At 44.9% G+C, this 16,352-nt stretch carries 13 protein-coding genes; 4 read left to right on the top strand and 9 right to left on the bottom strand.

Annotation, left to right across the window (positions count from 1 at the left end):
* The first annotated feature begins 24 nt into the window (after positions 1–24).
* Entirely contained in the window at positions 25–3,876 is a 3,852-nt protein-coding gene (locus ACYQ05_RS00510) for a DUF3683 domain-containing protein (RefSeq protein WP_459817495.1), read from the top strand.
* A gap of 69 nt (positions 3,877–3,945) precedes the next feature.
* Here ACYQ05_RS00510 and argF read toward each other — a convergent pair whose 3' ends face one another.
* Positions 3,946–4,848 carry an ornithine carbamoyltransferase gene (gene argF / locus ACYQ05_RS00515; protein WP_459817496.1) on the bottom strand — a complete coding sequence of 301 codons (903 nt, stop codon included), beginning with the start codon at positions 4,846–4,848 and terminating at the stop codon, positions 3,946–3,948.
* A 4-nt stretch (positions 4,849–4,852) separates the two neighbouring features.
* Entirely contained in the window at positions 4,853–6,028 is a 1,176-nt protein-coding gene (locus ACYQ05_RS00520) for an acetylornithine transaminase (RefSeq protein ID WP_459817497.1), read from the bottom strand.
* 232 nt (positions 6,029–6,260) lie between these two features.
* On the opposite strand from ACYQ05_RS00520, the gene ACYQ05_RS00525 reads away from it, so the two are divergent.
* Complete coding sequence (locus ACYQ05_RS00525; RefSeq protein ID WP_459817498.1) at positions 6,261–7,190, top strand: branched-chain amino acid transaminase; 930 nt, start codon at positions 6,261–6,263, stop codon at positions 7,188–7,190.
* Between the two features lie 15 nt (positions 7,191–7,205).
* Positions 7,206–7,445, top strand: a complete 240-nt coding sequence (locus ACYQ05_RS00530; RefSeq protein ID WP_459817499.1) for a zinc-finger domain-containing protein — start codon at positions 7,206–7,208, stop codon at positions 7,443–7,445.
* 88 nt (positions 7,446–7,533) lie between these two features.
* Here ACYQ05_RS00530 and ACYQ05_RS00535 read toward each other — a convergent pair whose 3' ends face one another.
* Genes ACYQ05_RS00535 through ACYQ05_RS00545 form a run of 3 tightly spaced genes read right to left on the bottom strand, consistent with a single transcriptional unit; the run spans position 7,534 to position 10,947 of the window.
* Complete coding sequence (locus tag ACYQ05_RS00535; RefSeq protein ID WP_459817500.1) at positions 7,534–8,541, bottom strand: lysophospholipid acyltransferase family protein; 1,008 nt, start codon at positions 8,539–8,541, stop codon at positions 7,534–7,536.
* Between the two features lie 2 nt (positions 8,542–8,543).
* A complete protein-coding gene (msbA, locus tag ACYQ05_RS00540) occupies positions 8,544–10,283 on the bottom strand; it encodes a lipid A export permease/ATP-binding protein MsbA (RefSeq protein ID WP_459817501.1) in 1,740 nt (579 codons plus the stop codon).
* A 1-nt stretch (position 10,284) separates the two neighbouring features.
* Positions 10,285–10,947, bottom strand: a complete 663-nt coding sequence (locus ACYQ05_RS00545; RefSeq protein ID WP_459817502.1) for a fused DSP-PTPase phosphatase/NAD kinase-like protein — start codon at positions 10,945–10,947, stop codon at positions 10,285–10,287.
* A gap of 246 nt (positions 10,948–11,193) precedes the next feature.
* Between ACYQ05_RS00545 and rfaD the strand changes: the two genes are divergently transcribed.
* Positions 11,194–12,162, top strand: coding sequence for an ADP-glyceromanno-heptose 6-epimerase (rfaD, locus tag ACYQ05_RS00550; protein ID WP_459817503.1), 969 nt, complete (start codon positions 11,194–11,196; stop codon positions 12,160–12,162).
* Between the two features lie 108 nt (positions 12,163–12,270).
* Here rfaD and ACYQ05_RS00555 read toward each other — a convergent pair whose 3' ends face one another.
* From ACYQ05_RS00555 to ACYQ05_RS00570, 4 genes are read right to left on the bottom strand one after another with little or no spacing between them, the layout of a single operon-like run.
* On the bottom strand, positions 12,271–13,203 hold the full coding sequence (locus tag ACYQ05_RS00555) for a glycosyltransferase family 2 protein (RefSeq protein ID WP_459817504.1): 933 nt from the start codon (positions 13,201–13,203) through the stop codon (positions 12,271–12,273).
* On the bottom strand, positions 13,200–14,282 hold the full coding sequence (locus tag ACYQ05_RS00560) for a polysialyltransferase family glycosyltransferase (RefSeq protein WP_459817505.1): 1,083 nt from the start codon (positions 14,280–14,282) through the stop codon (positions 13,200–13,202). Before ACYQ05_RS00560 ends, ACYQ05_RS00555 begins: the two co-directional genes overlap by 4 nt.
* Positions 14,279–15,448 carry a capsular polysaccharide export protein, LipB/KpsS family gene (locus tag ACYQ05_RS00565; protein WP_459817506.1) on the bottom strand — a complete coding sequence of 390 codons (1,170 nt, stop codon included), beginning with the start codon at positions 15,446–15,448 and terminating at the stop codon, positions 14,279–14,281. Before ACYQ05_RS00565 ends, ACYQ05_RS00560 begins: the two co-directional genes overlap by 4 nt.
* Positions 15,441–16,334, bottom strand: a complete 894-nt coding sequence (locus ACYQ05_RS00570) for a DUF535 family protein (RefSeq protein WP_459817507.1) — start codon at positions 16,332–16,334, stop codon at positions 15,441–15,443. The genes ACYQ05_RS00565 and ACYQ05_RS00570 overlap by 8 nt, the downstream gene beginning before the upstream one ends.
* Positions 16,335–16,352: the final 18 nt, after the last annotated feature.

Here is a 16,352-nt window from a genome sequence, read left to right on the forward strand (position 1 = left end):
CTTTCATTTTTTACAAGGTGTGATATGAAAACTCAAATTCGTGAAATCCCCTACAACTATACCTCTTTTTCTGACCGAGAAATCGTTCTTCGATTTTTAGGGCAACAAGGTTGGGAGACGATTGAAGCACTGCGCAGTTCTCGAGGCACGGGGCGTTCGGCGCGTATGCTGTTTGAGGTGATGGGGGATATGTGGGTTGTGACACGCAACCCCTATATTCAAGATGATTTGATTGAAAACCATAAACGCCGTGATGCCTTAATTCAAGCCTTGAAGCACCGACTTAAACAGGTGGAGTCGCGCTTAAATGGCAATACCATGGCTGAAAAGTTGGTGCAGCAAGTGCATGCTGCGGTGGCTGAATTTGCCGCTTGGTTTCCACAGCAAGAAGCTTTACGCCAGCAGGTGCTGAAAAAGCTGAAAAAGGTGACGCGAGAAGATAATATCGATTTTAGTGGCTTGGCGCGTGTTTCCCATGCCACAGATGCCACAGATTGGCGTGTAGAGCTGCCTTTGGTGGTGGTGAGCCCCGATACCGAACAAGAGGTGATCGAGGTCGTGGATGCCTGTATTCAACTCGGATTGGTGATGATTCCTCGTGGGGGCGGTACAGGTTACACAGGGGGCGCAATTCCGTTGGTGGAAAATTCGGTGGTGATTAATACCGAGAAGTTGGAATATCTTAGCCTGGTAGAACAGGTTGAGCTGCCTGAAATCGGTAAGGTACCCACCATTAAAACGGGTGCCGGTGTGGTGACGCGTCGCGTGACTGAACAGGCCGAAGCGTTTGGTTATGTATTTGCCGTAGATCCGACTTCCCATGATGCTTCCTGTATTGGGGGGAATATTGCGATGAACGCTGGTGGGAAAAAGGCGGTGTTATGGGGAACCACGCTGGATAATCTAGCCTCTTGGCGCATGGTGATGCCCGATGCTAAGTGGTTGGAAGTTGAACGCTTAAATCACAATCTGGGCAAGTTGCAAGACCAAGCTTTGGTGCGTTTTCGTATCACCCGCTATGAAAAAGATGGTCAAACCCCTGTCGGCGAACCGGAAATTTTAGAAATGCCGGGTTCTGCGTTCCGTAAAGCGGGCTTAGGTAAAGATGTGACCGATAAGTTCTTAAGCGGTCTGCCAGGGGTTCAGAAAGAGGGGTGTGATGGCATTATCACTTCTGCGCGTTTTGTGCTGCACCGTATGCCTTCTCATATTCGCACCGTCTGCTTGGAGTTTTTTGGCACCGATTTAAGTCTGGCAGTGCCCGCCATTGTGGAAGTAATCGATTATGTCGAATCCAAAAAAGCGGAAGGCATACTGCTGGCAGGCTTGGAACATTTGGATGAACGCTATATTAAGGCAGTGAAATACAATACCAAAGCGGAGCGCAAAGAGCTGCCCAAAATGATTTTGCTGGCTGATATTGCGGGTGAAAATGGTTTTGAGGTGGCGAAAACCTGTCAAGAGATCGTTGAACGAGCGAAAAGGCGTGATGCCGAAGGCTTTATTGCCGTGAGTGAAGAGGCGCGCAAACGTTTCTGGGCAGACCGCTCACGCACTGCAGCCATCTCTGCGCATACCAATGCCTTTAAAATCAATGAAGATGTGGTGATTCCACTGCCACGTTTGAATGAGTACAACACAGAAATTGAGACTATCAATATTGAGTACTCGATTAAAAATAAGCTGGAGATTTTACAGGCGGTTGAGGATTACTTTAAGGGTGATGTCAAAGAGGTAGAGCACCCAGAAGAATTTGAGGATGAGAACGGACACACCAATATTTTCCGTACCAAATTAGACCACACCTATCAGCATATTGCTAAGGTGCGTCATCGTTGGGCTGGGGTTTTGGCACACCTGTATGAACCGGCGGAAGCGCATCTGGATCTGTTGACCGAGGCGACTCGACAGAAGGTGCAGACAGGAGATCGCATTTTAGATCTATTGTTACGGCGAGACATGGTCATCTCCTATAAACAGGAAGTGGTGAGTTTTCTACAGGCGGAGTTTATTGGCCATGACTTTGAGGCGATGCATGAAAAGTTGAAGGAAATTCACTTTAAGATTCGTAATGCGCGCCTGTTTGTCGCCCTGCACATGCATGCCGGCGATGGCAATATTCATACCAATATCCCAGTGCATTCTGATAACTATGAGATGATTCATCAAGCAGAACAGATTGTGGATCGAGTGATGAAAATTGCCATTGAGTTGGGAGGAGTCATTTCTGGTGAGCATGGGATTGGTTTGACCAAGATTCAGTATTTGGAACCCTATAAGATTCAAAAGTTTGTTGAGTATAAAAAACAGGTAGATCCGCAACAGCTGTTCAATCGCGGTAAACTCATGCCGGGTTCTGGGTTGGACAATGCTTATACGCCGTCTTTACAGTTGGTGCAGGAAGAAGCGCTGATTTTAGAAGCGAGCGAATTAGATGAGCTCAATAATGACATTAAAGACTGTTTGCGTTGCGGTAAATGTAAGCCGGTCTGTCAAACGCATATTCCGCGTGCCAATTTGCTGTACTCTCCGCGTAATAAGATTCTGGCAACTGGGCAACTGATAGAAGCCTTCCTTTATGAAGAGCAGACGCGACGCGGCATCTCTTTACATCACTTTGATGCAATGAATGATGTGGCGGATCATTGTACGACTTGCCATAAATGTGAAGCACCTTGTCCTGTGGACATTGATTTTGGAGATGTGTCGATTCGCATGCGGCAGATTTTGACCAATATGGGGCAGAAGCGTAACAGCATTATGGTGAAATTAGCGCTTTATTTCCTCAATGCCAAAGATCCGTTGACCATTAATGTACTGCGTAAAACGATGATCGGCTGGGGGGCAACCGCCATTACGATTGGACATAAGCTGTTTAAAGCTTTAGGCTTGGTTGAACGTAAAAACGAGTTGCCACCGGTTACCAATCATCCACCTAAAGTGACGCAGCAGGTGATTCACTTTGTGCGCAAGCCATTAAATACCGGACCGAATCAACCCTCCTATCGTAAAGTCTTGGGATTGGAAGAGCCGACTCAGGTGCCCATTATTCGCGATCCAGCACGGACCAGTGATGACACCGAAGCGGTGTTCTATTTCCCAGGCTGTGGTTCCGAACGCTTGTTCAGTGATATTGGATTGGCGACCATTGCCTCACTCTATGAGGCAGGTGTGCAGACCATTTTGCCTCCAGGTTATCTCTGCTGTGGTTATCCGCAAGCGGCAGCTGGACAGGAACGCATCAGCCAACAGATTACCACTGAGAACCGCGCGCTGTTCCATCGCGTGGCGAATACATTGAATTATCTTGATGTGACCACAGTGATTGTCTCTTGTGGGACCTGTATGGATCAGCTGCTGAAATATGAGTTTAGCAAAATCTTCCCAGGTTGTGAGCTATTGGATATCCATGAGTTCTTGCAACGACGTGGGGTTAAGTTGGACGAAAGTAGCGGTCGTAAATATCTTTACCATACGCCTTGTCATGACCCGATGAAGCAGTCGGACGGGACAGAAGTGGCTAAGGATTTGTTGAAATCTGAAGTGGTCTTTTCCGATCGCTGCTGCGCCGAGGCGGGCACCTTGGCATCCGCGCGCCCCGATATCGCCTATCAGTTGCAGTTCCGTAAGGAAGAGGAGCTGCATAAAGGCATTGTAGAGCTCACGGGCGAGGATAAGAAAATCCAAAATGAAGAGGTCAAAATCCTAACATCTTGTCCTGCTTGTCAGCAAGGGTTGGGTCGTTACGAAGAGAATACCGGTCTCAAAACCGACTATATTGTGGTTGAGCTGATGAAAACGCGCTATGGTGAAAACTGGAAGCGAGAGTTTGTGGCTAAGCTTGAGCAGGGCGGTGTAGAGAAGGTGTTGCTGTAAGCGATTACGGTTCGCCCATTGATAAACGCCTGATCAATGAGTTGATCAGGCGTTTTTTTTGCGGATCGATTATTGATCGGCCATTAAGAACTCGAGCAGCGCTTTTTGCGCATGCAGGCGATTTTCAGCTTCTTGAAATACGACACTTTGAGGGCCGTCAATCACCTCAGCTGTGACTTCTTCACCACGGTGTGCAGGAAGGCAGTGCATAAAGAGTGCATCGGGTTTGGCTTGCGCCATAACGGTTTGATTGACTTGGAAGTTGGCAAAAGCCGCTTCGCGTTTTTTCTGCTCCTCTTCTTGACCCATACTGGCCCAAACATCGGTGACCACTAAGTCGACATCTTTAGCAGCGGCGACGGGATCACGGAAGATTTCGACTCGGTCTGCATGTGCTTCTAGCAGACGCTGCATGGGTTCATAGCCTTCAGGACACGCGATCCGTAGATTAAAATCATACTGTTTTGCGGCATTGATATAAGAATTACACATATTATTGCCATCCCCAACCCAAAGCACGGTTTTGCCTTGAATGCTGCCGCGCACTTCATAATAGGTTTGCATATCGGCCAGCAGTTGGCAAGGGTGATACTCATCCGTTAAGGCATTAATCACCGGCACGGATGAATAGGTTGCAAATTTTTCTACAATTTCATGTCCAAAGGTGCGAATCATAATGCCATCGGCCATGCTGGAGATGACACGGGCACTGTCTTCTAGGGGTTCGCCGCGTCCCAATTGAGAAACATCTGGCGAGAGAAAGAGGCCGTGTCCACCCAACTGCGTCATCCCGATTTCAAAAGAGAGACGGGTTCGGGTAGACGCTTTCTCGAAAATCATGACCAATGTTTTATTTTTCAGCGGCTCATAGATTTCACCCGCTTTGGTTTTAGCTTTGAGCTCAATGCCTCTGTGTAGAAGTGTGTGTAATTCTTCGGAGGTGAGGTCATTCAGCGTTAAAAAATGTCTCATAGTTTCAGTTCTTTTGGTTAGAAAAATCGTTGATTAAAGTAGTTAAAGTCTCGGTGACTTGAGCCAGTTCTTGATCGGTGATCACAAACGGTGGGAGTAGGCGAATGGTATCTTCGCGGGTGACATTAATCAGCACCCCTTTTTCTAGTGCTTGGGCCACCAGCTGCCCACAGGGCTGATGAAGTTGAATCCCAAACATAAACCCTCGACCACGAATTTGCTTGACCATCGGATGATGACCAAGCGCTTGTTGTAGTTGCTCTAAATACGCTTGCCCTCTTTGTGCAATGGTTTCGATCCAATTTTCTTGCTCAAGAGTCTCAATGACAGCCAGTGCTGCAGCACACGCTAAGGGATTGCCGCCGAAAGTGGTGCCATGTGTGCCGGGGACAAGCACATCTGCTGCTTGCCCGCGAGCGAGACAAGCGCCAATGGGCACCCCATTGCCGAGCGCCTTGGCGCTGGTCATTACATCGGGCACAATGGCTTCGTGCTGATAGGCAAACCATTGGCCAGTTCGACCGATACCCGTCTGCACTTCATCAACCATCAGTAGCCACTGTTGCTGCTCGCATAGTTTTTTCAGAGCGCTCAGATAGCCCGGTTGTGGGACGTGAATACCGCCTTCCCCTTGAATCGGTTCAACGAGAATCGCGACAATCTCAGGGTTGTCTTTCACTGCTTCAATGACTGCAATATCATCAAAGGGCACACGCACAAAACCTTCCACCAAAGGCTCAAAGCCGGCATGGACTTTAGGATTGCCTGTGGCCGAAAGGGTGGCAAGGGTGCGCCCATGAAAACTGTTGTCCATCACAATGACTTTGGGCCGATCAATCCCTTTTTGATGTCCATATTTGCGGGCAATTTTTAAGGCAGTCTCATTGGCTTCTGCACCGGAATTGCAGAAAAAGACTTTTTCCATCCCGGAGAGTTGAGTCAATTTATCTGCCAGCTGCTGTTGATTGGCAACGCCATAGAGGTTGGAGGTATGGACCAAGGTTTGACTCTGTTTGCACACCGCTTGTGCCACGGCAGGATGGGCATGACCGAGACTACAGACGGCAATGCCGCTGAGTGCATCCAGGTAGCGACGGTTTTCTTGATCAATGAGCCAACTGCCTTCCCCTTTGATAAAGGTCACGGGCAGTCGAGCGTAGGTATTCATTAAGGTTGACATAATAGATTAAGTCTCTTGCTAAAAACAAAAAAGCAATCGTAAATCGAGACTTACGATTGCTTTTTTAAATGAATTCCTTTTTTTGAATCCATTTAAAAGAATGATTTTATGGATATTTGATCAAATATCAAGTTTTTCTGAAAGTGATGAGGGATTGATCGGAAAAATTTTTATGAAAATTCGTTGTATCGGCTAAAATAAACGATTTAAATGGTAGTTTAAGGAGCAGACAATGCAATCGATGGCGGATAGAGATGGCCTGATCTGGATGGATGGCGAAATGGTGGCATGGCGAGAAGCCAAAACCCATGTCCTGACGCACACCTTACATTATGGAATGGGGGTTTTTGAAGGGGTACGTGCTTATGAAGCTGAACAGGGAACCTCTATTTTTCGTTTGCAAGCGCATACTGACCGTCTGTTTAATTCGGCCAAAATTATGAATATGCCGATGCCTTTCAGCAAAGCAGAGTTAAATGAAGCGCAGCGCGCTGCTGTGCGTGAGAATGGCTTAAAGTCTGCCTATATCCGTCCGATGGTTTACTATGGCTCTGAAGGGATGGGGTTACGTGCGGATAACTTGAAAACCCATGTGATTGTCGCTGCTTGGGAGTGGGGCGCCTATATGGGGGAAGAGAATTTAAAACGCGGGATTAAAATTGCCACCTCTTCCTATACGCGTCACCACCCGAATATTACCATGACGAAAGCCAAATCTAATGGCAACTACATTAATTCGATGCTGGCTTTGCAAGAAGCCATTAGTCATGGATGCGATGAAGCCTTACTGTTAGATCCTGAAGGTTATGTGGCGGAAGGCTCCGGCGAAAACTTCTTTATGGTGAAGGATGGGGTGATTTATACGCCTGAACTCACTTCCGCCTTAGATGGCATTACGCGTCGAACAATTATGCAATTAGCGGATGAAATGGGATATCGAGTAGAGGAAACCCGAATCAGTCGCGATGCGGTCTATATTGCAGATGAGGCGTTTTTTACCGGTACCGCAGCCGAAGTTACCCCCATTCGAGAGTTGGATGGACGTGTGATTGGAGAAGGGTGTCGTGGACCGATTACAGAAGCGTTGCAGAGCAAATATTTTGATTTGGTGCATGGCCGTGTGCCAGAGCATTTAGATTGGTTGACGCCAGTTGCCGGTTAATATAAGGAGAGAGGCATGACACAGTCTGCTAAAATTTTACAGGATGAGAACTGTTGTACACATTGTTGTAATCTAAAACAGATAGAAGTTACTTACGATGATTTACCGTTGCACTGCCCAACAGATGAGATGAGTTTGTGGAATGGACATCCTCAGGTCTTTTTGCCAATAGAGGCGACAGGAAAAGCCAAATGCCCCTATTGTGGTACAGAGTATGTTTTAAAAGATTGGGATCCAAACCATAGCGCGCATTAACCACTCATTTGACAAAGAAAACATTCTAAAATTCCCAGTCCTGCAAGATTTATATCAATGAATTTTGTGTTTCAGGACTGGGAATTTTTTATGGATGAGAGGGTGTTTCTTCCTTGGGAGAAGGCGCTTCACTCGGGGGCAGATAGTCTTTGGGCTTATTTTTTAAATTCCACCGATCGTGTACCCAGAGATATTGCGGGATATTTTGGCGAATTTCACTTTCATAAAGGTGATGCAAGCGTAAGGTGTCTTGATAGTCATCCCCACTGGGGAAGTGGTCAAGGGCAGGCAGGAAAGTGACGGTATAGTGTCCTGTTTCATCCCGACGGGTAAAACAGGGAACGACAAGCGCGTTTGTCATTTTTGCCAGCTTAGAGGTTGCAGGATTGCTGGGTGCGAGGTGATTAAAAAAGGGCACATCAAGGTGACCTTTGGCGGTATATTTTTGATCGGGGAGGAAGAAAAATGCTTCTCCTTTGCGTAAAGCTCTTAGCATGGTGCGCGTATCGCGATTGGAAATTGGCTGGACGGCGCGTTCCGATTCCTGAGCGACTGTTCGTCCCTTTTTAATAAAATATTCCATGACAGGGTTGTCATGAGGTCGATAGATCGGTCGACAGTCGACCACAAAAGAGATAAACAGGCCTGTGAGGTCGATATGGGTGAAATGGGGGACAAGCAGTAGAATGCCTCGGTTGGTTGCTTGCGCTGCCTTGAGGTTTTCCAAGCCTTGAAAGGTGACCAGTTGGCGCTCAAAACAGTTTTTCCCGTGTTTTCGATGATCGCCCCACCAGACAATTAAGGTTTCCATGAAGCCAATTCCCAGAGATTCAAAGTGCTGGCGATTAAGGGCTTCAATTTCAGTGGATGACTTATCTGGAAAGGCCAGGGTTAAATTGCGCTGGCTGAAGGCTCGTCGATCTCGCCCAAATTGATATAACAATCTTCCAATCCATTTTCCCAGTTTGCGTTTACTGCTGTAGGGTAAATAGGCCAATAGGCGTGCGAGGCCAATCCCAAGCCAAACCCCCCAATATTTTGGACAGAGAAAGCGGGCTTGAAATTGAGGCAGTTCAGAATTGACGGGTTTATCCATGGTTAACTTTCAATATTTGAAGATTGATAAAGTTGTGCATAATAGCCATTTTTTGCCATTAGGCTCTGATGGTCACCCAGCTCAACCAGTTGCCCCTTCTCCATCACCGCAATTTGGTCGGCATTGACCACGGTGCTTAAACGGTGGGCGATGATAATGACGGTTCGGTTCTGTTTCAAGGTTTCCATCGCCTTCTGAATTTTAGCTTCAGATTGATTATCCAGTGCGGAGGTCGCTTCGTCAAAAATTAAAATCGGTGCGTTTTTCAAAAAAGCGCGCGCAATGGCAATACGCTGCCGTTGTCCGCCTGAAAGTAAACTGCCATTGTTACCGATCGGTGTATCGAGCCCTTGTGGCAGTTTTTCGATAAATTCCCAAGCATGTGCCGCTTTGGCCGCTGCAATAATCTTATCACGGTCAAATGTCTGCTGACCATAAGCGATATTGGCTGCAACGGTGTCATTAAACAGGACGACATGTTGGCTGACAAAGGCAATTTGACTTCTTAAATAATTGAGGTCAATGTCAGGTAGCGGCACGCCGTCTAGGGTGATTTGTCCCTTTTGAGGATCATAGAAGCGGGCAATTAGGTTCACCAAAGTCGATTTACCGCTGCCTGATTGTCCAACGAGGGCGGTGGTTTGATGCGCGGGAATGCGCAAACTGAAATCTTTTAAAGCAGGGGTGTCACTATTAGGGTAAGTGAAAGTGACTTGATGAAACACAATTTCACCTTGAATCGGTGCGGGTTTGAGGTGGCCTGAGTTGGGTTCCTCAGGGAGGTCTAATAATTCAAAAATACTCTGTGCGGCCGCCATCCCTTTTTGGACGGTTTCATTAATATTTGTGATGCGGCGTATGGGCTCAAAAGTGAGCGCCATAGCGGTGACATAAGCCAGTAGCTCACCTGGGGTAAAAACGCCTTGTGCAGACAGCTGCATCGCAATATAGACAATAATCGATAGCGCTATAGCGGCTAAAACCTGTACAAGGGGAACGTTGGCCGCTGAGACTTTGGTGACTTGCAAGGTATTATTGAACAGTTCGCTGGCCGTTTGCTGAAAGCGTTGCTCTTCATAGTTCTCGGCGCCGTAGATTTTAATGTCGCGATGGCCGGTTAACCCTTCTTCCATCTGATGGGTCAGCTGTCCCATATTGTTTTGCATTTTTCTACTCGAATCTCGCATCAGTTTGCTGGCTTTGTCGATAATCCAGGCGACAATTGGTCCAATAACCGCCATCAGCAGCGTCAGCTGCCAAGAGATATAGAGCAGATAACCGAGTAAGGCCAAAATGGTGAGGCTGTCTCGAATAATGACCACCCAGGCAGTCGATAAGGCATTGCTCGCTTGCTGCACATCATAGGTAATTTTGGCCATCAGCTTTCCAGTGCTGTAGCGGTCATATTGTTCTAGCGGCAGATATTGCATTTTGTGGTACATGTCAGCCCGAATATCCAGAATCGCCTTTTCAGCCAGCCAAGTACTGGAGACTTTGCTCGCATATTCTGCAAGCCCCTTAATAATAAAAACGCCCGCCAACATTAAAGGCACTTGTACAAAAGAGGCAGGATCTTTTTCAATCAGGCTGCGATCCACCAGCTCTTTTAGAATGGCCGCGGTGATAGGCTCCATGGCGGCAATAATGAGCAGCATCAAAAGTGTGAGGGCAATCACTTTTTTATAAGGCTTGATATACCCCAATAAGCGCCGGTAGAGCTTGAGCGTTTTTTTATCTAGCATCTTATTCCCGATGTAAAATTTTATTCACAACAATATTGGCCCACCCTTTGGCGTGGAATTGTTGATTCAAAGCTTGTTTATCATAGTGATGTTTGACCCAGTCTTCAAAAGTGACTTCGGGATGCGCCTTTTCAAATTTTAAAAATTCATCAAAAAAAACATCGAGTTTACCGGTATCTGCCCAGCGAAAATGACCATACTTCATACTTAACTGCTTTACCGCTTCACGAATGGGTTCACCTTCAACAAAATGTTTATAGAAGACACTCATCAGTCCCGCTCGGTCCGCGCCAGACTTACAGTGAATTAGGAGAGGGGTTTTTGCCGTTTGTAAAATTTTTTTGGCTTCAAGCACATCTTCCGCATCTGGAAATGAGCGAGAAGACATTTTATGATTGATCAATTGAATGCCTAATTGCTCACACGCTTCTTTTTCCAGCTGATATTGCCCAGTTTTATCCGCAGCTCGCATACTGATAATGGTTTTAAGACCATATTTTTTATGCAGTTTGCGAATAAATCGCGGAGAAGGGTGGTTGCTGCGAAAAGCTTGATCAGAAAGTTTGAAAAAGTTGCGATAAAAAACGCGTAAGATCTCGTGGTCAATCAGCCACGCTTCGAGGTGTGCTATAATTCGTCCAGTTTTCGTATTGATTTTATTCACAAGTATGCAAGCTTTTTGGTTCAAAATAAGTACATGAGGCCTTTACACGAGATGGTTCTACGACTAAAAATGGCTAAAATTTCCCCTATCGTTGTTGGAAAACTTGGCAATAGCTGGCTATTGTCTGCGTTTCCCGCCTAGATATGAAAAATTTTTTCTCATTTTTAGCTCGCATCCCACTCATGCAAAGTCTCACATATTTTACTGGTTTCTAGGGATAATTTTTGAGAGATTGAAGGAAAAGCGATGATAGTGGTCACAGGCGGTGCAGGGTTTATTGGTTCAAATATTGTTAAGGCTTTAAATGAACAAGGTCGAACAGATATTTTAGTCGTGGATAACCTTAAAAATGGGAAAAAATTCATCAACTTGCAAGACTGTGATTTTGCTGACTATTTAGATAAAGAAGATTTTCAAGCGCGCATTTTTGCCGAAGAAGGGTTGCCTGAAATAGAGTGTGTATTTCATGAAGGCGCTTGCTCTGCAACCACCGAGTGGGATGGTAAGTTTATGATGGATAATAATTATGAATATTCCAAAGACTTACTCAACTACTGCCTGAATCGAAATATTCCTTTTTTATATGCTTCATCCGCGTCTGTCTATGGTGATGGCCCTATTTTTATTGAAGAGCGGCAGTATGAAAAACCTCTTAATGTTTACGGCTTTTCTAAGTTCCAATTCGATCAATATGTGCGTCAAATTTTGCCTAAGGCGCAGAGCCAAGTCGTTGGATTTCGCTATTTTAATGTATATGGTCCTCGTGAGCAGCATAAAGGCGATATGGCTTCAGTGGCCTTTAAACTGCATCGTGCTCTGCTGAAAGGAGAGACTTTAAAATTATTTGGTGCCTATGATGGCTATGATGCAGGGATGCAAACCCGAGATTTTGTCTATATTGAAGATGTGGTTAAGGTGAATCTTTGGTTTATGCAGCACCCTGAAAAATCTGGGATTTTCAATTTAGGGCCTGCCAAGGCAGAGCCTTTTAAAAATATTGCCGAAGCGGTGATTCAATTTCATGGTAAAGGGGAGATTGAATATATTGAATTCCCAGAACACCTGAAAGGTGCTTACCAAAGCTATACACAAGCCGATAACTCTAAATTAAGAGCCGCTGGCTATGATGCCCCTTTTCATACCGTCGCAGAAGGGGTCGAAAAATATCTGACCTGGCTGTCTGAACACCCTTATGTATTAGAGTTTGCGAAGTAAAAGAAGTAAAAAAGGTTTATTTTGATAATGCATTTTCTGGTTGCGAGGATTGCATTTGATTGATGCTGTGAATAAGCAAAGTCATAATTGTAAAGAAGGTGGTTCCTTCTATTGTTCGCGTTTTATTTGCACAAAGCGCTCAAATAATTTTTTAGGTTGATTATCTTCTTTCATGATGCCAAATCTTAATAAGGCTTCTTTTTGTTGGGCATTGATGATAAAGCCTTTAAATTCATCATAAAGTTTTCCTTCATCCAGTAGTTTTACCCAACGCCGATAGTGATTGCCCATGCGGACATTGCCTTTTTTCAGCAGCTGTTTTCGATGCTGAATATTGGCTTCAAATTGTGCCCATGAGCGGATGGGGTAGTGATAAACCCTAATTCCGGGTTCCTGCCGTGCAGTCAACCATTTTGCAATATGTTTAGCTCGATGATTGCCACCACTGATTTTAATAAAGCCTTTAGGGTTAACAATCACTTTAGGGCTGATATTAGCAAAAAACATAGAAATAGATTTATCCTCCAATTCAGCTTGTTTGTCATAGCAGATGGGATAACCTACGCGATATTTTGCCTGGGTAAAATGGTAACTCGGGGCTAGAGCGGCTTCGGTAAGCAGCATATTACTCCGTTTAATGGTGATCACAGAGTCTTTATGGCTCAGGTAATCTTTTAAACTTTTCCCCGCTTCTTGTGGAATCCAAAACTCATCGGCATCATTACTAATCACCCATGAAGCGCCTAGGGTGTCACGTGCTTGAATGGCAAGCTGTTTCATCCATTTGGCTTGTTGATAGACGCCTGATTCATCAATCACTGTTAATTCAAATTCTGCTTTTAAAGCTTCAAGCTTTTCGCGAGTGCCGTCTGTTGAGCCATTATCCATGACCAGAAAAGCATCCACGCCGAGCGCGCTGTGTAAACGAATATTATATTCAATAATGTCCACTTCATTGCGGCATAAGATTGTCATCACCAAGCGATCAGAAGCTTGAGTTGGACGGGTCATTTTTAGGAAATAGTTTAAATGATGCATCATGGTATCAGCGTTTTAATGGATTGAATGACATGAATGTCCATCTTTTGCATGAGTTGGATGAACTTCTGTTGAAAGGGGTCAGCTTCTGAAAGTAGAGAATAGACTTGCAGTTCAGGACGGATCCATTTTGCGGTGAGCAGGGCGGTTCCCACATCTCCCACAATAAGGCACTCCTGTTTAAGCGCAGGCAGTATAAATTCCGAAGCCAGTTGTGAAGGGATAATCTTCTGAATCCCGAGTTTTTTGAGTGAAAAATAATCTTCCTCTTCCATACGTGGATGGTATTTTACGGCTACTTTGCTCCCTTGGCGACATAAGGCGTTCACTAATTGTATTAACCCTTTCTCATAGCCTTGCATTTTAGAGATATTGTTGGGATGCGGGATAAAGATCACAATGTCGATATCGTTTAAGGGAGCTGCATCAAAATGAAAGGTGGCTAAAACTTGGGACGAGAACTGCTTTAAAACGGGGGACTGAAACCAGGAGGGAGCTATTTTGTGGAGGGCGCTTTTTTGAGTGATGGCACTGACGGCATTTTGAGGCTGGAAGAGCCAAGCTTCATCAATCCAAGGTGAAGCGCCCACCGTGGGCGGTTCTTGCCACCAAAAGCCATAAGCGATTTTTTTTAAGAGGGCATTGATCGCATCTTTGTACCACTTATAAGGGCGTCCTGCATAAGAATAAAGGCCATCATCCAAATAGATGCCTTTAATGTCGGGGCGTCCTAAAGTTTCTGATAGACGGTGCATGACATATTGGAATTCCACTCTTCGATCACTGCCGACAGCAACTTGGTGAGGTAAAAAAGTGTGTAGCTGTTGATTGAGTTGCCGAAAGAGCTGTTTTCGATGGGTATATTTGTTGTGCCCTTTCGACGCTTGATAACTTATTTCTACCTGTTCAAAGGGGGAGTCATGCCAGGTTTTTAGGGCTTCTAGGTAAGGGGCTGCACTCGGTTTTTGATCGATCAGCCAGAGTTGAGCAGTCTGTTGAGTCTTAAAGTGCAGAGCATGGGCGACACTGACCAATAAATTCAAGGGGGTGGAAGGCATGTAGAGCGTTTTTTGCATCATCATAGACCAATCGCTTGATAAGGACGTCCTTCTAGGCAGAGCGTCAGTTTTTTAGCAAGTACTTTCCAGTGTTCCGTCGATGGCGCGCGCATAGCATCCCCTGGAATGGCGTAGTCTTGTTGCAAATAACACAGAAAATGATCAATGGCTGCTTCATCTAATGACCACTCATTGAGCGATTTTAAGGCCGAGACAAGCTGTGCTCGATTGGTCACGGGTTGTGTTAAACCTTCAAATCCATAGATGGCCTGCCCTAAAACAATCACCTTTTTATGAGCAATTAACGCTTCCATGCCGACCGTTGAGTTGACGGTGATGACCGCATCTGCATGTTGCACCAACTCTGTTGTGGGGTGATTCAACAAAAAATGAATCTGTGGGTGATTTTTATGCATCAAGTCAGAGTAATCTTCAGGGCAAGCGGGGTGTGGCTTAATCACAAAGTGTTGCTGTGGAAACTGCTCAGCAAGCGCCTCAATTTCAGCATATAAAGCGCGCATGTCTTTAATCCAAGGGGAGTGTAAATAGATATTACTATCTTCCACTACTTGAAAAGGAATGAAAATATAGTGGTCCGGTAGATCCTTGGTTTTGGGTAGGGGGGTAAAATGAATCCGGTCGGTTTGGCTGAGGTGGCATGGATAATTTTTATAGAAATCAATCTCTCTTGGGATGGCCGCATAAAAATCGACGCCCTCAGGATCGACAACTGAATAACCGGGAAGCGGGCCGGTTTCAAAATAAATCATCGGTGTACGCTGTTCTTGAGCGGCAATCACTAAAATGGCTTGGCGAAATTTTTTACCATTCCAAATGCCTAACAGCGTATCTGGCTTGTCCGCTAGCCATTGAGAATAACGAATATAGAGATATTTGGCGCGAATAGATTCGATTGCAGTAAACAGCTTCCAAAACCAAAACGGCTTATTTTGTCCTTTTTGACTGGCTTGTTTTCGATTTCGTAAGATGTCGACTTGTTGTTGTAAAGCGGTTTTTACATGAGTGGGTAAAGGTGATAGAAGTTTAATCATCGATAGCAAGGCACCAGGAATTTTTGAATATTTAATGACTGATATCTCTTTTCCAGGAAGATGAACGTGACGAGCGACGTCTTCAAAATAATTGAGTTGATCTCGGCTGGCGGCAAATAATATTAATTGATTAGCCATGGTGTACAAAATTCCGTATGCCGTTCTCTAATTCATCCATAAAAGGGTATCGCTTTTTCAGTTTACCTCTTTTTTTGGCATTGACTTCTGATAAGTCTTTTCTTTTGAGCGGCAAGGCCACTTTAAACCAATAGTCATCAAAAGGTTCTGCTTCAATTAACTCTTGCCAAAAAGCATTGTAATTAAACTTTTCCAACTTATATTTGGTTTTTTCTTCACCTTGAAACACATGCTTTTCATGGCGAATGCCAAAAATTTCTTTCATCCCCCATGCATCCATTAAGGCGGCAAGCGCAATAAAGAGGTATTTATGGGGTGGGATGCCTTGTGTCTTTTGGGTAAATGTGCGTGCGAGTGCTAGCGTGTCTTTGCCCCCTTGTACACCTGCGATATAGACGGCATTTTGATCCAAAAGAAAATTCATATAGTAAAGAGGCGTATGATTCATATAGAGTGCAATCGTCGTTAAGCCTTCTCTACGATTTCGATGAATATTTAAGAGTTTGACTTCAACTTTAAGATTTTCGTCCCACTGGGTTTGAAAGAGGCAAATGCCTCCTCGCGTTAATTGATGGATATTTTCAGAAGTGAGATGCTCATTAAGTAAGCGGTAATGTTCAACAATACTGGGAATAAGACTATGGTTATCCGTATCAATTAAAATTTGACGGGAGTCTTTATGCATAAAAACATACATGCGTTTAAAGATAAAATATAAGTATCCGTGGTCTTTTAAAGATTGCAGATTGCCCTGTTGTTCAAAGGCGACATGCAGTGCTTTGACCCAGCGATATTTTTTAGCCAGCCAAAAGAGACTTTTTAATTTGTCTTTCTGTGTGGAGACCGGATCTTTCCACATAGCAATCACTGCATCAATATAAATCATCTGTTTCCTTATAACTTT

Source organism: Galenea microaerophila (assembly GCF_054657255.1).